This is a genomic window from Bradyrhizobium guangdongense (assembly GCF_006483445.1).
GTDB lineage: Bacteria > Pseudomonadota > Alphaproteobacteria > Rhizobiales > Xanthobacteraceae > Bradyrhizobium > Bradyrhizobium guangdongense_A.
This window is the reverse complement of sequence record NZ_PPPT01000090.1, coordinates 41384-63847: the sequence shown is the minus strand read 5'-3', so window position 1 is coordinate 63847 and position 22464 is coordinate 41384. Positions and strand designations below refer to the sequence as shown.

Genomic DNA, 22464 nt, shown 5'->3' with positions numbered 1-22464 from the left:
AGCTCTCAAAAGCCCGGCCTCGCGCCGGGCTTTTCGTTTTCGGGCTCCGGTTGCGCGGAGGCAGGGCCGATGGTCTAGTCCGGCGGCAGGCCTGTTCCTCAGGCGCAACCGCGAGAGACATTCGTGAAGACCATCAGCGTCGTGACGCCCTGCTACAATGAGGAACTCAATGTCAGGGATTGCCATGACGCGGTGCGCCGTGTCTTCGATGAGCGCCTGCAAGGTTACCGCCGCGAGCACATCTTCTGCGATAACGCCTCCGACGATCGCACCGTGGACATTTTGCGCGAAATCGCGGCCGTCGACCCCTGCGTCAAGATCATCGTCAACGCGCGCAATTTCGGGCCGCTGCGCAACACCTTCAACGGCGTGATGGCGGCGGGCGGCGACGCCGTGCTGCTGTTCATGCCGGCGGATATGCAGGATCCGCCCGACCTGATCCCCGACCTCGTGAAGCTGTGGGACGAGGGCTACGAGATCGTCTACGGCATCCGCGCGGTGCGCGAGGAGGGCCGGCTGATGCGCGGCATCCGCAACGCCTATTACCGGCTGCTGACGCGCTTTTCGGACGTGAACGTGCCGCCCGGCGTCGGCGACTTCCAGCTCGTCGACCGGCGTGTCGTCGAGGCGATGCGCAGCGTCCGCGACAGCTATCCGTTCATGCGCATGATGACCTTCGAATGCGGTGGCCGCGCCATCGGCGTTCCCTATACCTGGCGCGAGCGCAAGAAGGGGTTTTCGAAGAACCGTGCCGGCGCGCTGATCGACCAGGGCATCAACGGGCTGGTGTCGTTCACGACCGCGCCGGTGCGCTTCGGGCTGTTCGCGGGCTTTTTGATCTCGGCCCTGAGCATCGGCTACGCCATCGTCAATTTCGTCCTCGGCCTGCTGCTATATCGGCAACTGGCGGAGCCCGGCATCATCACCCTGATCGTCGCCATGTTCTTCTTCGGCGGCGTCCAATTGTTCTTCATGGGGATGATCGGGGAATACGTGCTCGCGATCCACGGCCAGGTGAGGGCAAAGCCTGTTGTCTTCGAACGCGAGCGCGTGAACTTCGACGAGCCGCAGGCGCCGCAAGGGCAGTGACGGGTATCCTTGTCAGCGTGGACGCTTTCTCAATTCCCGCTCGATCCGTGCGATGATCGCGTCGACTGAAAGTCCGGCGGCGTCCAGAAGCGCTTCGCGCGATCCTCCGTACGAGGTTCCGCTCTCCTGCTCCTCAATGCCGATGCCGACGATCGGCGGGCGCCGCGCCTCTCCGGCAAATGTGGTCGCCACCTTGCTGAATAGGCCGCCGCAAAGGCTGTGCTCTTCGAGCGTCACCACAAGCGTCGCCCTGTGCGTAACATCTCGGACGGAAGTCGCATCAAAGGGTTTTAGGCATGAGATATTGACCACGCCGACGTCCTCGCCGCGTTTCTCAAGCATTTCGGCCGCGACTAGCGCCTGCGATGCGATCGAGCCTGACGTGAGGATTACGATGTCCCGCCCATCGCGCAGAACTCGCGGCTTGCGGATGTCCGTCACGGCCCCCGAGCCGAGATTTGGCTCACCGACCCTGCTGAGCCGCAGATAGGACGGCTTGCGGCTCGAGGCGATCAAGCGTGTTGCGGCGCGGACCTCCTGCGGATCGCACGGTGCGAACACTTCGATGCCCGGTAGCATCGCCACGATTGCGGCGTCCTCGATGGCATGATGGGTATAGCCTTGGGTGCTATACGCGTATCCTGCACCGACGGCCACGATCTTGACGTCTGCACCATGGTGGCAAACGTCATTGCGAACTTGCTCGATGCAACGCAGCGTCGGGAAATTTCCAATCGAGTAGATGAAGACTGTTTTTCCCGAAAGCGCAATCCCGGTTGCGATACCCACCATGTTTTGCTCGGCGATGCCGACGTTGATGTAGCGCTCCGGGAACTTGGTGGCGAAGGGTTCAAATACCGAGAAGCCGACGTCGCCGCAGAGGAGCCAGATGTCGGGGTTTTCGCTCGCGGCTTGCGACAGGCTCTCGACGAATGCAGTTCTCATGCACCCACCTCAGCGAGTGCTGCCGCCAACTGTTCAGCCGATGGTGCGCGATAATGCCATTCGAGTCTATTCTCCATGAAGCTGACGCCTTTGCCCTTCACCGTATGTGCGATGGTGACGACCGGTCGACCGGATGCAACCGGCGCAGCGCTCAGTGCGCGTTCGAGGTCAGTTCCGTCGTGACCGTCGACCTCTTCGACATGCCAGCCAAAAGCTCGCCATTTATCGGCGAACGGTTCGAGGTTGAGAACCTCAGCGACCGAGCCAAAGCTCTGGATCTTGTTGAAGTCGACGATCGCGCAGAGGTTGGCGAGCCCGTGATGTGGCGCAAAGAGAATGCCTTCCCAAGTCGAGCCCTCGTCGCATTCGCCGTCGCTGAGCAGGCAGAACACGCGACTGCCGCGCCCTTCCGCTCGCGCGGCGATCGCCATGCCGATCGCGATCGGCAGGCCATGGCCGAGCGAGCCGGTCGAGACTTCGACACCGGGCACCGCATGGCTGACGTGACCGGTGAGGATCGAGCCGTCCTTGCAGTAGGTCTTCAACTCATCGACCGGGAAGAAGCCGCATTCGGCCAACGCTGCGTAGAGGATCGCGGTCGCATGCCCCTTGCTGAGCACGAAGCGGTCGCGCCCGGGCGCGCGCGCGTTATTGGGATCGACACGCAGGATCCGCGTGTAGAGCACGGCCAGGATATCCGCCATCGACAGGCAGCCGCCGATATGGGACGCGTTGGCGGCGTGCACCATCTGCAAGGCATGGGCACGAATCCGGCGCGCGAATTCCTTCGGCTCAGGAAGATTGGTGTCAGGACGATTTGTGTTGCTCATGCCAGTCAATGGTTTCGCGCAGTCCTTGGTCGAACGGCACTGTTGGCTTCCAGCCCAATGCGCGCATGCGCGAAACGTCCGCGGCGAGGACCATAACCTGATCGGGCCGGTACGCCAACTCGCCGAAGCCAAGCGTTGCACCGGGTGCGACCAGATCGCGTACGCGCGTCACGGTGTCCCGCAGAGGAGGGGCGTCGGGGCTGCCGACGTTGAAGACGCCGCGCGCAGCTTCACAGTCGACGGCAAGCGCGAACGCTGCCGCAGCGTCGCGCGCGTGCAAAAATCCCCAGCGCTGCTCGCAGGCCGTCAGCGGCATCGGCTGCCCGGATCGCAGGCTGCGGATCAGGCTCGGGATCAGCCAGTGATCAGCATCCTTCGGCCCATAGGTCGAGAAGATCCTGAGCCATGCTGCCCGAAGTCCGCGTTCTTTGCAAAGACGCAGCGTCTCCGATCCCGCCTCGCACTTGGCCTTGCCGTAGAGCGTCGTCGGTCGCGTAGCGTCGTCCTCGCCGATGGCGCGGTCGTAGGGGCCATACTCGGCCTGCGATCCCGCGCCGACGAAGATCCTAGCGCCGATATCGGCGGCAAGCTCCGCGAGCCGGACGGCGTCTGACACGTTGGTGGACTGAGCGGTGTCGTTGCGATCGGCGCCGGCGACGCCGCGCCAGGCCATGTGCACGACCGCCTGCGGTGCGAAGGCCTTCAACTCGTCGCGCAGCAGTTCCACTCCTTCGAGTGAGCCCCGGATGACATGCAGTCGGTGAAGGACCTCGTCGAGCCGCCAGCGCGGCCCGCCCGGCCGCAACAGGGCGGCGACCTCGTGGCCCTGTGCCAGCAGGTCAGCAACCAGGTAGGAGCCCAGAAAGCCGCTCGCGCCCGTGACAAGAACATGCATGGACTTCGCCTAGATCAGTGACGCCGACGCGTCAATGCGCGCGCCATCCCCCGCGGAACTTGATTATCCGCCCCATGCGGCTAAACGGGATGGCTGAGATCGACGAGACAGAGGTCGGAGATGAGTGACTTCAGGCTGGCGATGATTTCGGCGGGCTTTGAGCACGGCGGCAACGTGACCCACCGTCATCTCGACGGCCACCCGGATCTGCTCGTCTATCCCTTTGAATCGCAGCTCGGCAACCGCACCTTCAACGACTTCCTCGCCTCCGTCGAGCGCGTCCAGTACCGCTACCCCGAATTCCCGGAAGGACTGACGGCGCTCGAGCTCTACGAGCAGATCATCGACGAGGAACTGAAGACTTTTTTGCGCAAGCGTAACGGCTCCAAATTCAGGGATGCCGATTGTGCGCTCGACGAGAAGGTGCGCATCGCCGAGTTCGTCCGCCTCGTCGGCGAGCCGCCGATCTTCCGCCGGCAGGCGATCGAGGCCCTGTTCAGGTCGACCTTTGCGGCCTGGTCGAACTACTACACCAGGCCGCGGCCCGGGATGGTCCATGTCGGCTACTCGCCCACGATCGGCATCGATGCCGACAGGATGGTTCGCGATTTTCCGAACGTGCGCATCCTGCACGTGGTGCGCAATCCGTTCTCGGCCTATCGCGACACCAAGCGCCGTCCGTTCCCGCTGCCGCTCTCGCGATATCTCATCACCTGGAACATCTATCACTCGACGGTGGAGATGTTTGCAAAGATGCATCCGGCCAATGTGCGGATCGTGCGCTACGAGGACCTCGTCGAGGACAAGCGCAAGTTCATGACCGAGGCCGCCGGGTTCATCGGCATTCCCTTCTTGGACACGTTGCTCTATCCGAGCTGGAACGGCGTCGAGATCAAGGAGTCCATCGCGCCCTGGGGGACCGTTCTCAGGAGCACGAAAGACTACAACCAGGCCGTCATCTCGGAATTGTCCGACGACGAGCGCAGGCAGATCGCGCAGGGGACCGCGGCGCTCGCCCGTCATTTCGGCTATGACCGCATCGACTATCTGAGCAAGCTCTACCGTGCTGAGTAAGATCGCGTTCTTCGAGAGCGGGACCCGTGGTTTCGACCTCCCGGCCGAACGCGAGCGGGTGTTGGCGGCGCTGCGCCGGCATCTCAATTCCGATCACGGCGAGGCGGTGGTAAAGCCGGCGCAAGGCGGAACGCTCGGCGTTTGCTTCGATGCCGTGATCGCCGGCGAGCGGCGGTTTCTCAAGACTCATCTTCCCGATACCGCCGCGCGCGAGCGCCTGGCCGGGGAGGCGGCCATCCTTCATCGTCTCCACGGCGATGCGGTCGTGCAGGATCGTTTTGAGCTGTCGCTTGCGGATGGCACCGGGCGGCTTTGTCTGGTGATGCCGGCCTTCACACCGTTGTCCGCGCCGCTTCGTCCCGAGGTCGCGGCTGCGATGGTGGAGGGATGGAGCGCGCCGCTCCGCGCGGACGGGCCGGATCGTCCACTGCACGATCTCACGCCGCATCTGGCGTGCGCGCGACGTGCGCTGACGACGCTCGCCGGGCGCGGTCTGCTCACGAGCGAGACCGCTGCAGATGTCGGCGCGCTCATCGCGTTGCTTGAAGATCGTCTCGCAAGCCTGCCACGCGCGCTCTGTCACGGCGATTTCGGGCCGAACAACGTGATGCTCAATGGTGTCACGCCGATCGCGATCGATTGGGAAGACGCGTTCTCGGGCGTTGCCGGCTACGACTATCTCTACTGGCTGACCTTCATGGAGAACCGGCCGTTCCTGCATGATGCGGCATTCGGGCGGACCGGGCTCGTCGTGGAGGTAGAACGCGCGATTCTCGTGCTCGCCGTGCTCCTGAAATCGTATCTCGCGGTACTTTCGGGCGCTTATCTGACCCACAAGGTGACGGCCGAGGCGCGGATTGCCGGGATTCTCGGCCTGCCGGGCTAAAAGCGCAATGAAATCAGCCTTGGTCCGAAGAATGGGGGATCGTCCGACGGACGGTTGAAAACAACCCCATGCACAGTAGAAAACGACAACTGCTGATTTACCGAAATTCCGCTTGACCCGTCGGGCAAATCAGGGGTATTATGCTATCATTGTGAAATTCATCTTTGCCGCGCCGTCGATCTGGTCGAGCGACAATTGCCTGACATCGCGGCCCTGCTGAAGGGCCTTGTACCAGTCGACCGTCAGCCGCAGTCCCTGGTCGAGATCGAGCCGCGGCGTCCAGCCGAGCTGCGCGCGTGCCTTCTCGCAATCGAGCCTGAGAGTGGCGGCCTCGGGCGGGCGCGGGCCGTCGTCGCTGGTCCAGCGCGCCCCATCGTCCCATAGCGCGATCAGCCGCTCGACGACGGCGCGGACCGGCACCTCGCTTGCGCGGTCGGGGCCGAAATTCCAGCCGCCGGCGAAGGCCGGATCGTCCACCAGCCGCTCGATCAGCATGAGATAGCCGCCCAAGGGATCCAGCACGTGCTGCCACGGCCGCACGGAGGCGGGATTGCGGATGCGCAGCACCTCGCCGGCGAGAAAGGCCTGCACCGCGTCGGGCACCAGGCGGTCGCGCGCCCAGTCGCCGCCGCCAAAGACGTTGCCGGCGCGTGCGGTCGCGATACGGGCTGCGCCTGGCGTGTTGAAGAAGCTGTGGTGATAGGCATGCGTCACGAGCTCCGCGCAGGCCTTGCTGTTGCTGTAGGGATCGTCGCCGCCGAGACGGTCGTCCTCGCCGAAGGCGGTTTGGCGGCCGTTGTTGGCGTAAGCCTTGTCGCTGGTGACGATCAGGATCGCCTTGAGGCCGGGAAGGTGCCGCGCGGCCTCCAGCACATGCACCGTGCCCATCACATTGGTCGCAAACGTCCCAACCGGCTCGGCATAGGAGGGGCGTACCAACGCCTGCGCCGCCATGTGGATGATGATGTCGGGTGCGGCTTCGCTCAGCGCCGTGCGCAAGGTCGCGAGATCGCGAATGTCGGCGAAGCGATGCTGGATGTCGTCGGCAATGCGCGCCGCCGAGAACAGCGCAGACGGATGCGTCGGCGGCAGCGCGTAGCCGAAGACCTCAGCGCCGAGGCGATGCAGCAGCAGCGACGTCCACGCGCCCTTGAAGCCGGTATGTCCGGTCAGAAAGACTTTCTTGCCGCGCCAGAAAGTCTTGTCGGTCACCAGACCCTCCACCGGGCGCGGTTGTTGGCCCACTCACCCTCGAGGTAGTTGCGGTCGCGCAAGGAATCCATCGGGTGCCAGAAGCCATGATGGACATAGGCGCGCAGATCGTCGCCGCGGGAGAGCTGCTCCATCGGCTCGCGTTCCCACACAGTCTGGTCGTCCGTGAGGAGGTCGCCGATCGACGGCGACAGCAGGAAGAAGCCGCCATTGATCCAGCCGCCGTCGTCATGCGGCTTCTCCTCGAAGCTGACGACCCGGTCGCCGTCGATCGCAACGGCGCCGAAACGCCGCGACGGCCGCACCACCGAGACCGTGGCCCGGCGGCCATGCGTCTTGTGGAAGGCGATTTCGGCCGTGAGGTCGATATCGGCAACGCCATCGCCATAGGTGAGCGCGAAGAACGGCTCGTCGGCGACATAGGGCAGCACGCGCTTCAAGCGGCCGCCGGTCTGCGTAGCCTCACCGGTGTCGACCAGCGTCACCCGCCACGGCTCGGCGGTCTCGCGATGTACCTCCATCCGGTTTTCGGCAAGGTGGAACGTCACGTCGGACATGTGGAGGAAGTAGTTCGCAAAATACTCCTTGATCATAAAACCCTTGTAGCCAAGGCAGATCACGAAATCATGGAAGCCGTGATGGCTGTAGATTTTCATGATGTGCCACAGGATCGGCCGGCCGCCGATCTCGACCATCGGTTTGGGCCGCGTGCTGGTCTCTTCGGCAATCCTTGTGCCGAGGCCGCCTGCGAGGATCACGACTTTCATTGACCTGCTCCGACGGAAGGCGCCTCGCTTCGGGTTACACCACCTTGGCCTGCTTGAGCGCTGCGATCTCGTTCGCGGCAAAGCCGAACTCGGCGAGCACTTCTTCGGTCTGCTCGCCGAACTCCGGCGGCCGCGCCACCATCCTGCTCGGCGTGCGCGACAGCGACACGGGCTGGCCGACCAGGCGGATGTGACGGTTCTCCGCGTTCGGCACGTCCTGCGCAATGCCAAGATGCTTGACCTGCGCGTCCTCGAACATCTGGTCGATGGCGTAGATGGGGCCGCAGGGAACGCCGGCGTCGTTGAGCTCCCTGACCCACGTCTCGGTCGACTTCGTCACCGTGCGCGCTTCGATCGCGGCATTGAGCGCGTCGCGGTTCTCCGAGCGGGCTGGGGCGGTGGCGTAATCGGGATTGGTGACGAGCTCCGGCGCGCCGATCGCCTGCGCGCAGCGCTCCCAGATCCGTCCGCCCGTGGTGGCGATGTTGATATAACCGTCCGAGGTCTTGAACACGCCGGTCGGGATCGAGGTCGGATGGTTGTTGCCGGCCTGCTTGGCGACGTCCTTCTCCATCAGCCAGCGGGCGGCCTGGAAATCGAGCATGAAGATCTGGGCCTGCAACAGCGAGGTCTGCACCCACTGGCCCTTGCCGGAGACATCGCGCTCGAGCAGCGCGGTGAGGATGCCGATGGCGCAGAACAGGCCGGCGGTGAGGTCGGCGACGGGAATGCCGACCCGCATCGGGCCCTGGCCCGGCGCGCCCGTGATCGACATCAGCCCGCCCATGCCCTGCGCGATCTGATCAAAACCCGGCCGCTTGTGATAGGGGCCGTCCTGGCCGAATCCGGAGATGCTGCCATAGACGAGCCGCGGATTGATCTTTGCGAGGCTCTCATAGTCGATGCCGAGCTTGATCTTCACGTCGGGGCGGAAATTCTCGACCACGACGTCGGCCTTGGCGGCGAGGCGCTTGAAGACCTCGAGCCCTCGCGGGTCCTTCAGATTGAGCGTCATGGCCCGCTTGTTGCGGTGCAGGTTCTGGAAGTCCGAGCCCTGGCGGGGGCCGCCGGGCTGCTCGCCGCCGGCATCCTCCAGAAGCGCGTCGATCTTGATGACGGTGGCGCCCCAGTCGGCGAGCTGCCGCACGCAGGTCGGACCGGAGCGGACGCGCGTCAGATCGAGCACGGTGAAGCGCGAGAGGGCTTCCGAGGCATGCGGAAAGGGCATTTTAGGACGGCTCCTGGCAGGCTTTTGCCCCTACCATAGTGCGCAAAAAAGATGCGGCAACCGCGTTGGCGCAGGTGGCACCTTGCAAATTGAGGGCTTGAGTTGACGAGCAGGCCGGTTCAGCGCGACAGCCGCTTCAGCTCGGCGCGGGCCTTCTCGGCCAGCGGATCGTCGCCGTGGCGGGCGATGAACAGCTCGAATGCCTCGGCTGTGCCCTTGCGACGGGCCAGCTCGTACTCCTCGGCGACCGCGATGGCGGGATCGCGTGCCGGGGGCACGGTGCGCGCCGGAGCCATTTTGGCGGTCTCGTCCGCTTGGGCTTTCCGTGACATGATGCACAGTTCCTCGGGAAGCAGGTGATCCACGCTCGCGAACGCGACCAGGGCGCCCGAGACGACGGCGGCAAGGCGAAGCAGTATCATGGTTCCTTCCGATCGCCCCAAGCCAGTTCCGCGTCCGTGTAAACACGGTGTTTTCGCTTAACAAGTCGTTATCGGAGGTGCGGATCGCAAGCTGCCCAAATTAAACCAAACGTATCCTTCTAACGCTAGAATCGTTGTCGCAATCGAATCGGATCATGGGCGACACGTTCCTGGAGACGTTCCTTGGCCACCGCCGTCTATGCCAGCGCCACGAATAATGCGGAGATCGACGGGCTGCTCGGCGGCACCAAATGGTCCGGCACGATCACCTACAGCTTTCCGGATTCGCCGAGCGACTATCCGTCACCCTATTACGGCAATGGCGAGCCGACGGGCGCCGGCTTCACGCAGGCGCCGTACCAGATGCAGGTGGCGATCGTCTACGCCGTCGGCCTGATCAACAGCTACACCAACGCCAACATCCAGTACGCCGGTACCAACGGTGCCGACATCATGGTGGCGCAGTCGCCGGCGGCCAATCCGACGTCCTATGCCTACTACCCGTGGGGCGTTGCATCGGGCGGCGATATCTGGTTCGGCACCGGCTACAATTATTCGCTGGCCTCGCTCGGGAACTATTATTTCGTGACCGCGCTGCATGAGCTCGGCCATGCCGTCGGCCTGAAGCACAGCCAGGAGACCGGCGGCGTCGCAAACGTCGCGGTGCCCAGCGCGCACGACGACAGCGAATACACCGTCATGAGCTATCGCAGCTATGTCGGCGCGCCGCTGACCGGCTACACCGCTGAGGCCTATGGGTTCTCGCAAACCTATATGGCGAACGACATCCTCGCGATGCAGACGCTGTACGGCGCGAATTACAGCACGCAGAGCGGCAACACCGTCTACACCTGGAACACGACGACCGGGCAGATGTCCATCAACGGCGTCGGACAGGCGGCACCGGGCGGCGGCGCCGGCGGCTCGGCCAACCGCATCTTCGAGACGATCTGGGACGGCAACGGCGTCGACACCTACGACCTCTCGAACTACACGACCAACCTGTCGCTCAACCTCAATCCGGGTGCGGCATCGACGTTCTCGTCGACGCAGATCGCCTATCTCGGCAACGGCTATTACGCCTCGGGCAACGTCTACAACGCCTATCTCTACAACAACGACGCGCGCTCCTACATCGACAACGCCATCGGCGGCTCCGGCAACGACAGCATCATCGGCAACGCGATTGCGAACGTGTTGAACGGCGGCAGCGGCAACGACACGCTGAGAGGCAACGGCGGCAACGACACCATCATCGGCGGCTCCGGCACCGACACCGTCGCGTATTCCGGCAGCAAGGCGAATTACGGGATCAGCTACAACTCGACCACGCAGGTATTTACGCTGGTCGACCTCCGTTCCGGCACGCCCGACGGCACCGATACCGTGTCGGGAGTGGAATATTTCCAGTTCGCCGACGGCACGGTTACGAGCACCACGCTGATCAGCCAGCTCGCCCCCGTCGTGATCGAGGCGATCGGCACCACCAGCCTGGTGCAGAGCGGCGGCACCTACTCCCTCAATCCAACGGCCGGCGGCACCGGGCCGGTGTTGAAATATGCCGGCTCCGCCGTGGCTGTGGGTGGGGCTGCGCCCTGGTCCCCGATTGCGGCCGAGCAGACCGGAAGCGGTTACGACGTCGCGTGGAAGAATGCGACCACCGGCGAGTTCTCGATCTGGACCGTCGACAGCAGCGGCAACCACACCTCGTTCCTGACCGGCGCTGTGTCCGGCACGAGCACGACGCTGGAAAATCTGGAGACCACCTTCCACCAGGATCTCAACGGCGACGGCACGATCGGCGTGCCGTCAGCGCCGGCGTCCGTCGCCGTCGAGTCGTTTGGCTCGACGACGCTGGCACTGGTCGGCAGCAACTACGCGCTCTATGCCAACGGCACCAGCAGCGGTCCGACGCTCAAATATAGCGGCAACGCCGTGATCGCCGGTCAGGCCGGCACCTGGTCGCTCGTCGGTGCCGAGCAGACCGGAACCGGCTATGACGTCGCCTGGAAAGACTCGAGCTCGGGCCAGTTCTCGATCTGGACGACCGACAGCAACGGCAATTTCACGTCCTATCTGACCGGTGCGGTCTCCGGCACCAGCGCCGTACTGGAAAATCTGGAGGGCACCTTCCAGCAGGATCTGAATGGCGACGGCAATGTCGGCCTCGTGATCGAGGCGGCCGGATCAACCAGCCTCGTCGTGGCCAACAACAATTATCATCTCAACACCGCCGGCTCCGGTCCCACGCTGAAATATGCCGGCAACGCCGTCGTGGTCGGGCAGGCCGGAACGTGGTCGCCGGTCGCCGTCGAGGCGGTCAGCGGCGGCTATGATGTCGCCTGGAGGGATTCGAGCACGGGCCAGTTCTCGATCTGGAGCACCGACACCAACGGCAATTTCACGTCGTTCCTGACCGGCGCCGTCGCGAGCAACAGCAGCACGCTGAAATCGTACGAGCCGATCTTCCATCAGGACCTGAACGGTGACGGAATAACCGGCGCCGCACCATTGGCCTCGTCGGGCGCGGCTGCCCCGGTGACAGCCGACGGCTTCGTCTTCGCGGAGGCCGGCGTCGGTCCCGTGAACGTCCAGCACGAGGTGCCGGATACGATGCCCGCGCCCGCATCCTGGGCGTCCGAGGTCGTCGCGCATCTGCACGATGCGGGCGGACCTGCGGCGCTCACCGACTTTCTGGCCGGCTTCCTGCACGATCACCAGTTGCTCGCCTGAGAACGGCGCCCGAGACCTGGTCGCCGAGATCAGGTCCAGCGCGACACGCCAATCCCATCCTTGTCACAGGCATGACCGGCACAAAAATGCCGGTCGCTTAAACGCGAACTTGAGCGAAACCTTGAGTTGAAACAGGGTTTGCCTTTACAACCAGCCTTTGCCAGACTGAAGTTTCTCCGAAGCTCGGGGGACGAGGTGCCGACGCCACAAGCGACGGCACTTCCGGAGGGCTTCATCTCAAGGCCGGGGCGCTAGGCGATGAAATTTCGGTACGGGGGCGATCCGCAGGATTCGTCCGGCGGTTTTCTTGATGATGATTTCGCGCAGCTAATTGTAGATGGGACTGCGGTCTGGCCGGGTTCAGCGGCGCCCTTGACGACTGATTTGCCTGCCCTGGCGGAGAAGCCCGCCGCCGTGCCACTTTCTCACGCGAGTGTGGCGGGCCTCACGCAGGACGTGGTTGATCCGACAACCTCTTCAGCCGTCAGCTCGACGGGCGCTACCGCGGCGCAGGTGCTGCAAGCCCTCAATGCCGTAGGCGCCGGTGTCAACGGCTCCGGCATCAAGGTTGGCGTCATCTCCGACAGCTTCAACAACAAGGGCGGCGCTGCGGCCGACGAGGCCAGCGGCGCGCTGCCGTCCGCCGCCAACGTCCAGGTGCTGAAGGATTTCACGTCGGGCGGGAGCGACGAAGGCCGCGCGATGATGCAGATCGTGCACGAGATCGCGCCGAGTGCGAGCCTTGCGTTCTACACCGCCGACTTCAGCGAGCAGGATTTTGCCAACGGCATCCTCGCGCTGGCGGCCGCCGGCTGCAAGGTGATCTGCGACGATGTGAGCTATTTCGACGAGCCGTTCTTCCAGAACGGCGTCATCGCGCAAGCGATCCAGACCGTCGAGGCCCAGGGCGTCACTTACATCACCTCCGCTGGCAACAATGCCAGCAACGCCTATCAGACGACATGGACGCATAGTTCGGGATGGTTCAACGGCGGGTTTTGGGACGATGTCGTCATGTTCAACGGCAGCATCGCCCAGACCATTACGGTCACCGCGAGTTCGACTCACCCGGTGCCGTTGTTGCTGGAATGGGACCTGCCCTACGGGCAGGCGAATTTCAACTCCGGGCATGCGCCCGACATCGACATGTTCGTCTTCCAGAATGGGACGTTGATCGCCCAGGCGACTAATGCGTCCGTCGGCGAAGCGAACAATCCTTTCACGGGCTACATGTTCACCGCTTCCGGCACCTACCAGATCGTCATCACCAACCTTTTTGGTCCGGACCCGGGGCTGATCAAGGAAGTCCTTTTCACCAATGGCCTGCCGGGAAGCATCAGTGGCGCGAACGCCGGCGCCCTGGTCGGTCACGCGATGACGCCGGGGGTGATCACGGCAGGCGCCGTCAGCGTCGCATCGACGCCGGCTTTCGGCGTCAGCCCGGCTGTCAGCGAGACCTTCTCGTCCTCCGGCGCGGGAGCCCAGCTGCTGTTTGCCAACGACGGGACGCGGCTCGCATCCCCGCAACTGCTGACTCCCGTTGTCGTCTCCAGCGTCGACGGAATTGCGACCACGCTCACGGGAGGGTTGAGCAATTTCTACGGGACGTCGGCGGCATCGGCCAGCCTTGCCGGCGTCGCGGCACTCCTGCTGTCGGCCAACCCCAACCTGACCCCGGCGCAGGTCGAACAGATCATGGAGCAAACGGCGCTGCCGATGGCGAACTCTGCCGTCAGCGGCGCCGGCCTCGTCCAGGTCAATCCAGCGGTGACCGCGGCGGTACAACTGCTCCCGGCAGTCGTGGTCGAGGCGATCGGATCGACCGAGCTGACGCATCACGGCGTCTTCTATTTTCTCGAGCCCGTCGCCGGCGGGATCGGGCCGGAACTGAGATATGGCGGTGCGGCGGTCGTCGTCGGCGGTGCCGGAACCTGGACCCCCTTCGCCGCCGAACAGACGTCCGGGGGCTACGACATCGCCTGGCACGATTCGAGCTCAGGCCAGTATTCGATCTGGACCGCTGATAGCGGCGGTAACTTCACGAGTTATCTGACCGGCGCGGTGTCCGGCTCGAGCACGACGCTGGAGAATCTCGAAAACACCTTCCATCAGGACCTCAACGGCGACGGCACGATCGGCGTGCCGTCGGCGCCGAGCCCGGTCGTCATCGAGTCGTTCGGCTCGACCACGCTCGCGCGGGTCGGCAGCAATTTCGCGCTCTATGCGAACGGCACCAGCAACGGTCCGACGCTCAAGTACGGCGGCAACGCCGTTGTGGCAGGGCAGGCGGGCACCTGGTCGCTGGTTGGCGGCGAGCAGACCGGAAGCGGCTACGACGTCGCCTGGAAAAATTCGAGTACGGGTCAGTTCTCGATCTGGACCACCGACAGCAACGGCAATTTCACGTCCTATCTGACCGGCGCGGTATCCGGCACCAGCACGACGCTGGAGAATCTCGAAAACACCTTCCATCAGGACCTGAATGGCGACGGCACCATCGGGATTCCGCCGAGCGTGATCGAATCCGCCGGCTCCACCAGCCTGGTCGTGAGCGGCAACAACTATTTCTTCTATACCGGCGGATCCGGTCCTTCGCTGAAGATGAACGGCTCACCCGTCGTGGTCGGTCAGGCCGGGACATGGTCGCCGGTCGCTGCCGAGGTCGTTAGCGGCGGCTATGACGTCGCCTGGAAGGATTCGAGCACGGGCCAGTTCTCGATCTGGAGCACCGACACCAACGGCAATTTCACGTCGTTCCTGACCGGCGCCGTCGCAGGCAACAGCAGCATGCTGAAATCGTATGAGCCGATCTTCCACCAGGATCTGAACGGTGACGGAACGACTGGCGCCGCACCACTTGCCCCATCGGGCGCGGTCGCAGCGGTAGCGCAACATGGCGGTTTCGTCTTCGCGGAGTCCGGCGCGAGCCCTGGCGCTTACCAGCCCGAGCCGCTGGACACGATGCCTGCGCCGGCGTCATGGGTTTCCGAGGTCGTCGAGCATTTTCACGACGTAGGTGGACCTGCGGCGCTGACCGATTATCTGGCTGCCTTCCTGCACGATCACCAGTTGCTCGCCTGAGGACGGCGCGAGGCACTTGATCGCGCAGATCAGGTCCAGCGCGCCGCGCCAAAACCGTCCTTGCCATAGGCGTTGCCGTTGTAGAGCAGGAAGTTGCCCTGCGGCGTTTCCAGCCGGCTGCCGTAGCAGACCATCTCGGAATCCCAGCCCGAGGGCGCAACCTCGATCATCGGCGCCGTGTCGCGCTGCCACGACAGCCCGTCGGCGGAGGTCGCGCTGTAGATGCGATAGGTCTCGCCGAGCCTGCGTGCCGAATAGATCATGCGGTAGCCGCTGCCGGTCTTCATCACCACGGGTCGCGCAATCGCGTGCTCGTTCTCCAGATAGGGCAGGCAGAGCTTATCGTTGACCTCCCAGGCGATGCCGTCGTCGCTGACCGCGTGCTTGATCGAGTAATAATGCGTCGGCGGCTCGTTTTCGGTCGCACCCGGCACCCATTCGGTGCCCGAGATGTACCACATGCGGAGGCGCCCGCCTTCCGCGATCACCCAGGGCGCGCCGGTCAGGAACGGGTCGTAATGATTGCGGCCGAGAACGGGCGCCTCCGAGACCTTCTGGAAGGTCTTGCCGCCGTCCTGCGACTCCGCCGCGCCGATGAAGAAGGTGAAGGGCACCGCGCGCGCCAGCGTCCAGCCCGTGTAGTACATCAGGAGCCGTCCCCGATGCGTCACGATGCTGCCCGGCATCGCACCGCAATCGTCGAAGGCGCCGAGCCGGCCCAGCGTGAGCGAGGGCGCTGGCGCGGCCTCCTTCACCACCAGACCGGAGCCGGTCACCTCGACATCGGCCCATGCGCCCTGCGAGCGGTTCTTTTCGTCACGCGCGGCAAAGTGCACGCGGTAGCGGCTGGGCGAAAGCTGTTGCACGAACGGGTTCTGGCAGTGCGAGCGATGCCAGCTCGCGCCGGTCGCGCCATAGACCAATCCCAGTCGTTCGTAGTGCTCGGCCATAACAGATGAGTCCTAGTGATGATTCTTGAGCAGCTTGATGAAGCGCATGCTGTCGATGCCCATGGCGGGCGTCGCCTCGACGACGTGAACCGCGCGCTCATCCGTGTCCTTCGTGATCAGCGCGTTGGCGCCGATGAAGGACTGCCGGCCGACATGGACGCTGTTGGAGATGTTGCAGTTGCTGCCGAGATAGGCGTAGTCGCCGATCGTGACGTCGCCATTGAGCACGACATGGGAGGCGAGGAAGGCGTGATTGCCGATGCGGCTGCGGTCGCCGATCTGGCAGCCGCTCCAGATCACGACGTTGTCGCCAATCACGGCGTCGAAATTCACCGACTGGTTCTCCAGGATGAAGCAGTTCTCGCCGATCTCGCAGTGGCCGACCAGCTTGTTCGATCCGTGTACGTAGGAGATGAAGCGATAGCCGAGCGACTTCAAGAGCTCGTATTTCCCGGCGCGCAGCAGGTTCATGCGTCCCGATCCGAGCGGGACGAAGGCGAGGAAGCCGCTCGGTGGGAAGCGGCCGACGGCTTCGTCGACGGCCACCACCGGACGTCCCTTGAACTCGTTTGCGGTGAGGAATTCACGATCGACGACATAGCCGGCGATTTCGTGCGGCGTGTCCCATTCGAAATAGCGGCGGGCGGTGTCGGCGCCCTGGCCGGTTCCGAAGATCACGATGCGGCGCGGCCGTTCCTCGCCGGAATACAAAGCCATGGTCAGATGTCCAGATCAGATGTCCGAAACGTCAGCCGGCTTTGCGGCAGGCCACGGTCCAGACGTGTTCCTCGATACCCCAGAAATCGTTGCGGCACGAGCCAATTTCGAAGCCGCCGAACGCCGGTGAGAGCGCCGACGCGATCTCGGCCTCGTTGTCGAACTTTTTGAGCACGTAGCCGTTGCGCAGGCCGTAGGGGTCGGCGGCAATCTCCATGTGACCGTCACCGTGATCCCTGGCACCACGCAGCACGTAGGTGGTGCCGATCGGCGCCGAGAACACGAAGGATCCGCCAGGGCGCATCACGCGGGCGATCTCGCGCACATTGTCGGAAAAGCGCGTGCCGGGATCGACATAGTAGCAGGCATGACAGGCGAGCACGATGTCGAAGAAGCCGTCCGTATAGGGCAGGGCGTGGTTGCGTCCGACGGCAAGCTTCGCGTCGATGCCGAGATTTTTCATCCGCGCCACGGTGAGGTCGCAGATCTCCTGCGAGATCTCGGTGCCGTGGACCTCCATGCCGAGATTGCTGAGCAGCGGCATGTTGCGGCCGTCGCCGCAGCCGAGGTCGAGCACGCGCTTGCCGCGGTAGCTCGCAGCATCCGTCTTGTGCCGGGGATAGTTGCCGAGAAAGGCTCTGACCACGAATTCGACCGGATAGACGTGAGCCGGATTGCGCTTCTGGTAGAAGGCGCCGTAGGTGCCGTCGATCCCGGCCGGGGATTTCTTGTCGTCAGTCATGGCGCGTCAGAACCGGTTGCCGGGGCGGATGTGAAGGGCGATGTCGTCGGGCCGCAGGATCGGAAACATATCGTAGTCCTCGATCAGCAGCAGGCCGTCGACGCAGGAGACGACGAACGACATGTTCTCGAACACCTTGCAGATGGTGCCCGAGCCCTGCGCGCGGTAGTCGTCGAGCTCGATGAAGGAGGCCTTGTTGATGGTGACGCATTTGTTCAACAGGAATGCGTAGGCCGGGAAATAGGGTCTTGCGTGCACGCGGATCTGGTTGCGGATCTCCGAGCGCGGCTGATGCCAGTCGATCCGGTATTGCGGCGCGATCCTGTTGTAATAGGAGCCGCCGGCCGGCTGCTTGCGGGCCGGCAGCTCCTTGCGCAACAGCTTGTCGAAATTCTCGATCAGGATGTCCGCGCAGAGCTTCATCGACCGCTTGTATAGCTCGTGCCCGGTCTCGTCCGGCCCGATCGGATGCAGTTGTTGCACCAGGATGTCGCCGGTGTCGATGCCTTCATCCATGTAGTGCAGCGTGACGCCGATCTCTTTCTCGTTGTTGAGGATGCACCACGGCGTCGGGAAGGTGCCGCGGTAATGCGGAAGCAGGCCGGGATGCACGTTGACGCAGCCGAGCGGCGGAACGGCAAGCAGACGGCGCGGGAAGATGCGGGGATAATAGGCGCAGATGATCAGGTCCGGCGCCATCGCCTCGACTTCGGTCAGGAACGCGTTGTCGATCCGCTTCGGCGTCAGCGTCCGCACGCCCTTTTCCAGGCAGAGATCGAGGGTTGCCCGATAGCCGTAGATCTCGTCGCGCTGGGTGCGCTGGGTCACCACCGTGAGGTCGATGTCGTTACGCGCATGCAGCCAGGAGAAGACATCGTTGCCGATGTCCTGCGAGGTGAACAGGAGAACCTTGGTCTTCATCGCCCGCCTATTCCTTGATGAAATAGCCGCCGGGCCGGATCGAGTACGACAGCTTGCGGACGCGGGGCAAAGGCTGTCCGATTTCCTTGAAGTAGTGCTCGAAGGCCGTGGTCTCGCCGAGCCAGGGCGGCGAGCCGTAACCGTTCATAGCGATGACGCCGCCGGGCACCAGCAGCGGATAGAGCGCGCGGAAGGCGGTCAGCGTCGGCTTGTACAAATTGACGTCGAAAAAGATCATCGACAGCCGCGTGCCCTGGTTGCCGGCGGCGAAGGCCGGCACGGTCTGCAGGATGTCGCCGGAGATCACGCGGCAGCGCTCGACGCCGGGCAACAGGTTGTCCTGGTTGGTCAGCTTCACCATGCGCTCGAGGTAGCGGTCGGGCACCTCCTTGCGTCCGACCACGCTCTCGATCCAGGGCCGGGGATCGCCATCTTCAGGCGCAAAGTCCTGGTAGCCGCCGCCGCTCTCAAAACCGAACACCTTGCGCGAACGGTCGCCGGGGACGAACGTCTCGAGCAGCTTCGACCAGGTGAAGAGACCCGCGCCGAGGAAGACGCCGAGCTCGACGATGGAGCCGGGAAGATCGATCACCATGCGGAACAGGTCGTAATCTGCGAGCAGCCGCGTCATCTCCCGCCGCCGGACGAAGGCGGGATAGTTGATCAGCGTCTCCTGCAGCGAGATCTGGCCGTCGTCCAGGATGCTCTTGAGCTCGCCCCAGTGCTGCTCTTCCCTGGATTGGTAGGCCGCGCGGGCGGGATCGATCTTCTCGGTCATGGCTGAGCTCTCTGGTGAACCCTTCGCACGATCACGTAGGGTCGATTCTTGGTCTCGACGAAGATGCGCGACACGTAGATGCCGATCACACCGAGGCAGAACACGATGACGCCGCCCATGAACCAGATCGAGACGATCAGGGAGGCCCAGCCCGCGGCGGTGTTGCGGATCAGCTTCTCCAGGATCACGACGATGCCCATCGCGAAGGAGATCATCGCGATGACCATGCCGAACATGACCATCAGGTTCAAGGGCACGGTGCTGAACGAGGTGATGCCGTTGACGAGGGTGCCGAGCCGCAGTCGCGGCGAATAGGTGGTGTCGCTGCGATGCCCCTTGGTGATCGCCGCGCCGAGCTGGCGAAACCCGGTGATCACCCAGAGGCCGCCGATCACGGTGTTGCTCTCGCGGTGAAGCAACAGCGCGTCGACATATTCGCGGCGCATCAGCCGCACGGTGCACTGGTTCAGGGGAATGTCGATCGAATAGAGCTTGTTGATCCAGTACCAGGCGAAGCGGCCGCCGGCGCTCTCGAAGGCGCCGCCCTTGCGCTGTTCCTGGAAGCCGTAGACGACGTCGCAGTCGGTCGCCTGCATCCGCTCGAGGAAGCTGCCGAGCAGCGCCGGATCTTCCTCGAGATCGCTGTCGATCAGGAAGCACAGCTCGCCGCGCGCGTGGTCGAGGCCGGCCATCAGCGCCTTGTGGTGGCCGAAATTGCGCGACAGCTCGACGACGCGCAAATGCGGATCGGTCTCGGCGAGCGCGCAGGCGACTTGAAGCGAGTTGTCCGGCGAGCCGTCGTCGACCATCACGATCTCATAATCGTCGGTGACGCCGCGCGCGGCCTCGCTCGCGCGCCGGTGGAACTCCGCGATATGGGCGGCGGACCTGTAGAGCGTGGTGACGATCGAGAGTTTCATCGCTTAGGCCATCTGCTCCAGGAACGCGCGTGCGGCCTTGCGGTCGACCTTGCCATTGGCGTTGCGCGGCAGCTCTTCGAGCTGCACGATCCTGGCCGGGCACATATAGGCCGGCAACGTCTCGCGGCAGCGCACGGTGATTTCCTTCGAGGGGATGACGCGATCGGCGACGTAGGCGACCGCGATCTCGCTGCCGTCGGCGCCGTCGAGCACGACCGCGAGCGCGCGGCGGACGCCGGTGAGGCTCTGGACCGCGAGATCGATCTCCTCGAGCTCGATCCGGTGGCCGCGAATCTTCACCTGGTTGTCGACCCGGCCGTGGAACCAGAGCCGTCCGTGTTCGTCCTCGCGGACACGGTCGCCGGAGCGGTAGAAGATCGCGCGGTAATGATCCTGCCGCGGGTCCTGGCGAAACCGCGCCGCGCTCTCCTGCGCATTGGCGTAGTAGCCGAGGCCGACACAGGGGCCGCCGATCCACAACTCGCCGGGCTCGCCCTGCGCGACCTGCTTCTGCTCGTCGTCGAGGATCGCATGCGTGAAATCCGGATGCATGGCGCCGAGCGGCGGAAACTCACTGTCCGGAGCCGTGAGAATGTCGGGCGTGATCTCGATGCTGGAACAGATGCAGCTCGTCTCGGTCGGCCCATAGACATTGATCAGGCGCGCGCGTCCGGCGAAACGGGCGTGAAACTCGCGCAGCTTGCCGATCGGATAGCCTTCGCCGCCGAACTGGAAGGTGCGCAGATCGGGCAGGCTTTGTGGCGTCAGCAGGCCGAGCTGGTCGAGGATCAAGAACAGCGTCGGCACCGCGAACATCACGCTCGCTTGCGCGGCGCGGATCATCTTGACCCAGCTTGCGGGATTGCTGACCTCGGATGTCTCGACCGGTACCAGCGCGGCGCCGTTGAACAGGCCGCAATAGACGTCGAACACCGAATTGTCGAAATGCAGCGGGTTGATGCTGGTGAAGCGCTCGCGCGGCGAGGCGTGCAGCATATCCCTGGCCCATTCGATCAGGCTGAGCACACCCTGATGCGGAATGACGGCGCCCTTCGGCTCTCCGGTCGAGCCTGATGTGAACATCACATAGGCCGGATCAGTCCCCGCGATCGGCGAAATCGTCGCCGCATGCGCAGCCGACGCATCGCCGAGCCAGCCTTCTTCGTCGCCATCCGACAGTTTCAGCGTCGCACCGAAGGGATTGGCGGTGTCGGACAAGCTGAACAGCAGTTTCGGATGAAGCTGCGCGAGAATGCGCTGGCTTCGCTCGGCCGGATTCTTCGGATCGATGAACACATAGGGTGCGCCGAGTCGAAGGCAGCCGAGCAGCAGCGCATAGGTGATGCGGCGCTTGGGAAGCTGGAGCGCCACGACGTCGCCCTTGGCGATCCCGCGCGCCGCGAGCGAGGCGGCGCAGCGTTCGGCCAGCGACTTCAACTCGCCGAAGCTATGGATGGCCTCGCGCAGGACCAGCGCCGGTGCAGCCGGGTGGGCGTCGGCGATCTCTGCGAAGGCGGTCCAAAGATCGGTCATCAGAGACGCAAGCCTCCGTCGAGCTTCACGACCGTGCCGTTGGCAAAACCGTTGGCCGCGAGGAACTCGATGGCGCTGACGATGTCGTCGAGCTGCCCGAGGCGGCCGACCGGTGTCTTCTGTGCATAACCCTGGAGGCGCTCGTCGGCGACCGCCTCGCGCGTGGTCGCGACATCGATGAAACCGAGCGCCAGCGCGTTGACGCGCACGCCGAGCGGGCCGAGCTCGATCGCCATGGTCTTCGTCAATCCCTCGATGCCGGCCTTGGCGGCGCTGTAGGCGGCCTGGCCCGCGTTTCCGTCACTGGCGATCGAGGAGAAGTTCACGATGCTGCCGCCGCCGCGCCGCGCCATCCGCGCGGCGACCTGGGCTGCGACAACGAACGGCGCGGTCAGATTGGCCTCGATCACGTTGCGCCAGGACTGAAGGCCGTGGGTCACGAGCTTCGCACCCTTGAAGCTGAGCGTGGGCTCGTTCCAGATCAGGCCGACCGCGTTGACCAGGAGCGCGATCGAGGCAGTGGCGGGAATGCATTCCGTCAGAGCCTTGCGGAGCTCGGCCTCATCCGTCAGGTCGAGCGAGCGGATCACGGTTTGCGGGTGCTGCGTCGTCCCGCTGTCGATCGCGCGATCCAGCGCCAGAACCGGATGGCCTTTGCCCGCGAAATGCGAGACGAGACCGCGCCCCAGAGCACCCCCGGCGCCCGAGACGATGACCCAGCGATCCTCGGTCGGCGCCATG

Annotated in this window: 20 protein-coding genes; 5 read left to right on the top strand and 15 right to left on the bottom strand. The window is 64.2% G+C overall.

Annotated features, from left to right (window positions below; translation table 11 throughout):
* Positions 1-123: 123 nt before the first annotated feature.
* Positions 124-1089 carry a glycosyltransferase family 2 protein gene (locus C2U70_RS13075; RefSeq protein ID WP_140978427.1) on the top strand — a complete coding sequence of 322 codons (966 nt, stop codon included), beginning with the start codon at positions 124-126 and terminating at the stop codon, positions 1087-1089.
* 12 nt (positions 1090-1101) lie between these two features.
* Here C2U70_RS13075 and C2U70_RS13070 read toward each other — a convergent pair whose 3' ends face one another.
* From C2U70_RS13070 to C2U70_RS13060, 3 genes are read right to left on the bottom strand one after another with little or no spacing between them, the layout of a single operon-like run.
* Positions 1102-2034, bottom strand: coding sequence for a transketolase family protein (locus C2U70_RS13070; RefSeq protein WP_140978426.1), 933 nt, complete (start codon positions 2032-2034; stop codon positions 1102-1104).
* Positions 2031-2864 (bottom strand): transketolase, encoded by an 834-nt coding sequence (locus C2U70_RS13065; protein ID WP_140978425.1) that lies wholly within the window; start codon positions 2862-2864, stop codon positions 2031-2033. Before C2U70_RS13065 ends, C2U70_RS13070 begins: the two co-directional genes overlap by 4 nt.
* Entirely contained in the window at positions 2842-3759 is a 918-nt protein-coding gene (locus C2U70_RS13060; protein ID WP_140978424.1) for an NAD-dependent epimerase/dehydratase family protein, read from the bottom strand. The genes C2U70_RS13065 and C2U70_RS13060 overlap by 23 nt, the downstream gene beginning before the upstream one ends.
* A 120-nt stretch (positions 3760-3879) precedes the next feature.
* Between C2U70_RS13060 and C2U70_RS13055 the strand changes: the two genes are divergently transcribed.
* Positions 3880-4833 (top strand): sulfotransferase family protein, encoded by a 954-nt coding sequence (locus C2U70_RS13055; RefSeq protein WP_140978423.1) that lies wholly within the window; start codon positions 3880-3882, stop codon positions 4831-4833.
* Positions 4823-5719, top strand: a complete 897-nt coding sequence (locus tag C2U70_RS13050) for a phosphotransferase family protein (RefSeq protein ID WP_140978422.1) — start codon at positions 4823-4825, stop codon at positions 5717-5719. Before C2U70_RS13055 ends, C2U70_RS13050 begins: the two co-directional genes overlap by 11 nt.
* A gap of 138 nt (positions 5720-5857) precedes the next feature.
* On the opposite strand, the gene rfbG is transcribed toward C2U70_RS13050, so the two are convergent.
* The 4 genes from rfbG to C2U70_RS13030 all read right to left on the bottom strand — a co-directional run bounded on the left by rfbG (position 5858) and on the right by C2U70_RS13030 (position 9348).
* Entirely contained in the window at positions 5858-6931 is a 1074-nt protein-coding gene (rfbG, locus tag C2U70_RS13045) for a CDP-glucose 4,6-dehydratase (protein WP_140978421.1), read from the bottom strand.
* A complete protein-coding gene (gene rfbF / locus C2U70_RS13040; RefSeq protein WP_140978420.1) occupies positions 6928-7698 on the bottom strand; it encodes a glucose-1-phosphate cytidylyltransferase in 771 nt (256 codons plus the stop codon). The genes rfbG and rfbF overlap by 4 nt, the downstream gene beginning before the upstream one ends.
* A 34-nt stretch (positions 7699-7732) precedes the next feature.
* On the bottom strand, positions 7733-8926 hold the full coding sequence (locus tag C2U70_RS13035) for a CaiB/BaiF CoA transferase family protein (protein ID WP_140978419.1): 1194 nt from the start codon (positions 8924-8926) through the stop codon (positions 7733-7735).
* A gap of 119 nt (positions 8927-9045) precedes the next feature.
* Positions 9046-9348 carry a hypothetical protein gene (locus C2U70_RS13030; RefSeq protein ID WP_140978418.1) on the bottom strand — a complete coding sequence of 101 codons (303 nt, stop codon included), beginning with the start codon at positions 9346-9348 and terminating at the stop codon, positions 9046-9048.
* A gap of 183 nt (positions 9349-9531) precedes the next feature.
* On the opposite strand from C2U70_RS13030, the gene C2U70_RS13025 reads away from it, so the two are divergent.
* Both C2U70_RS13025 and C2U70_RS13020 read left to right on the top strand, forming a co-directional pair.
* On the top strand, positions 9532-12081 hold the full coding sequence (locus tag C2U70_RS13025; RefSeq protein WP_140978417.1) for a M10 family metallopeptidase C-terminal domain-containing protein: 2550 nt from the start codon (positions 9532-9534) through the stop codon (positions 12079-12081).
* Between the two features lie 414 nt (positions 12082-12495).
* On the top strand, positions 12496-15162 hold the full coding sequence (locus tag C2U70_RS13020; RefSeq protein ID WP_186294223.1) for a S8 family serine peptidase: 2667 nt from the start codon (positions 12496-12498) through the stop codon (positions 15160-15162).
* A 29-nt stretch (positions 15163-15191) separates the two neighbouring features.
* Here the strand turns inward: C2U70_RS13020 and C2U70_RS13015 are convergent, their stop codons facing one another.
* Genes C2U70_RS13015 through C2U70_RS12980 form a run of 8 tightly spaced genes read right to left on the bottom strand, consistent with a single transcriptional unit; the run spans position 15192 to position 22463 of the window.
* Positions 15192-16112 (bottom strand): hypothetical protein, encoded by a 921-nt coding sequence (locus C2U70_RS13015; protein ID WP_140978415.1) that lies wholly within the window; start codon positions 16110-16112, stop codon positions 15192-15194.
* A 12-nt stretch (positions 16113-16124) separates the two neighbouring features.
* Entirely contained in the window at positions 16125-16829 is a 705-nt protein-coding gene (locus C2U70_RS13010) for an acetyltransferase (RefSeq protein WP_140978414.1), read from the bottom strand.
* 31 nt (positions 16830-16860) lie between these two features.
* The gene (locus tag C2U70_RS13005; protein ID WP_140978413.1) at positions 16861-17571 is read right to left on the bottom strand and encodes a class I SAM-dependent methyltransferase; all 711 of its coding nucleotides are present in this window, start codon (positions 17569-17571) and stop codon (positions 16861-16863) included.
* Positions 17572-17577: 6 nt separating this feature from the next.
* Positions 17578-18492, bottom strand: coding sequence for a methionyl-tRNA formyltransferase (locus C2U70_RS13000; RefSeq protein ID WP_140978412.1), 915 nt, complete (start codon positions 18490-18492; stop codon positions 17578-17580).
* Positions 18493-18499: 7 nt separating this feature from the next.
* Positions 18500-19270 carry a class I SAM-dependent methyltransferase gene (locus C2U70_RS12995; RefSeq protein WP_140978411.1) on the bottom strand — a complete coding sequence of 257 codons (771 nt, stop codon included), beginning with the start codon at positions 19268-19270 and terminating at the stop codon, positions 18500-18502.
* Positions 19267-20190, bottom strand: coding sequence for a glycosyltransferase family 2 protein (locus C2U70_RS12990; protein ID WP_140978410.1), 924 nt, complete (start codon positions 20188-20190; stop codon positions 19267-19269). The genes C2U70_RS12995 and C2U70_RS12990 overlap by 4 nt, the downstream gene beginning before the upstream one ends.
* A 3-nt stretch (positions 20191-20193) precedes the next feature.
* A complete protein-coding gene (locus C2U70_RS12985; RefSeq protein WP_140978409.1) occupies positions 20194-21723 on the bottom strand; it encodes an amino acid adenylation domain-containing protein in 1530 nt (509 codons plus the stop codon).
* Complete coding sequence (locus tag C2U70_RS12980; RefSeq protein ID WP_140978408.1) at positions 21723-22463, bottom strand: SDR family NAD(P)-dependent oxidoreductase; 741 nt, start codon at positions 22461-22463, stop codon at positions 21723-21725. The genes C2U70_RS12985 and C2U70_RS12980 overlap by 1 nt, the downstream gene beginning before the upstream one ends.
* Position 22464 lies beyond the last annotated feature (1 nt).

What these genes read in the sequence shown, in the direction of transcription:
- C2U70_RS13070 (WP_140978426.1), bottom strand. Translation starts at nt 2,034, where the DNA reads ATGAGAACTGCATTCGTCGAGAGCCTGTCGCAAGCCGCGAGCGAAAAC.
- C2U70_RS13065 (WP_140978425.1), bottom strand. Translation starts at nt 2,864, where the DNA reads ATGAGCAACACAAATCGTCCTGACACCAATCTTCCTGAGCCGAAGGAA.
- C2U70_RS13060 (WP_140978424.1), bottom strand. Translation starts at nt 3,759, where the DNA reads ATGCATGTTCTTGTCACGGGCGCGAGCGGCTTTCTGGGCTCCTACCTG.
- C2U70_RS13055 (WP_140978423.1), top strand. Translation starts at nt 3,880, where the DNA reads ATGAGTGACTTCAGGCTGGCGATGATTTCGGCGGGCTTTGAGCACGGC.
- rfbF (WP_140978420.1), bottom strand. Translation starts at nt 7,698, where the DNA reads ATGAAAGTCGTGATCCTCGCAGGCGGCCTCGGCACAAGGATTGCCGAA.
- C2U70_RS13035 (WP_140978419.1), bottom strand. Translation starts at nt 8,926, where the DNA reads ATGCCCTTTCCGCATGCCTCGGAAGCCCTCTCGCGCTTCACCGTGCTC.
- C2U70_RS13030 (WP_140978418.1), bottom strand. Translation starts at nt 9,348, where the DNA reads ATGATACTGCTTCGCCTTGCCGCCGTCGTCTCGGGCGCCCTGGTCGCG.
- C2U70_RS13015 (WP_140978415.1), bottom strand. Translation starts at nt 16,112, where the DNA reads ATGGCCGAGCACTACGAACGACTGGGATTGGTCTATGGCGCGACCGGC.
- C2U70_RS13010 (WP_140978414.1), bottom strand. Translation starts at nt 16,829, where the DNA reads ATGGCTTTGTATTCCGGCGAGGAACGGCCGCGCCGCATCGTGATCTTC.
- C2U70_RS13005 (WP_140978413.1), bottom strand. Translation starts at nt 17,571, where the DNA reads ATGACTGACGACAAGAAATCCCCGGCCGGGATCGACGGCACCTACGGC.
- C2U70_RS13000 (WP_140978412.1), bottom strand. Translation starts at nt 18,492, where the DNA reads ATGAAGACCAAGGTTCTCCTGTTCACCTCGCAGGACATCGGCAACGAT.
- C2U70_RS12995 (WP_140978411.1), bottom strand. Translation starts at nt 19,270, where the DNA reads ATGACCGAGAAGATCGATCCCGCCCGCGCGGCCTACCAATCCAGGGAA.
- C2U70_RS12990 (WP_140978410.1), bottom strand. Translation starts at nt 20,190, where the DNA reads ATGAAACTCTCGATCGTCACCACGCTCTACAGGTCCGCCGCCCATATC.
- C2U70_RS12985 (WP_140978409.1), bottom strand. Translation starts at nt 21,723, where the DNA reads ATGACCGATCTTTGGACCGCCTTCGCAGAGATCGCCGACGCCCACCCG.
- C2U70_RS12980 (WP_140978408.1), bottom strand. Translation starts at nt 22,463, where the DNA reads ATGGCGCCGACCGAGGATCGCTGGGTCATCGTCTCGGGCGCCGGGGGT.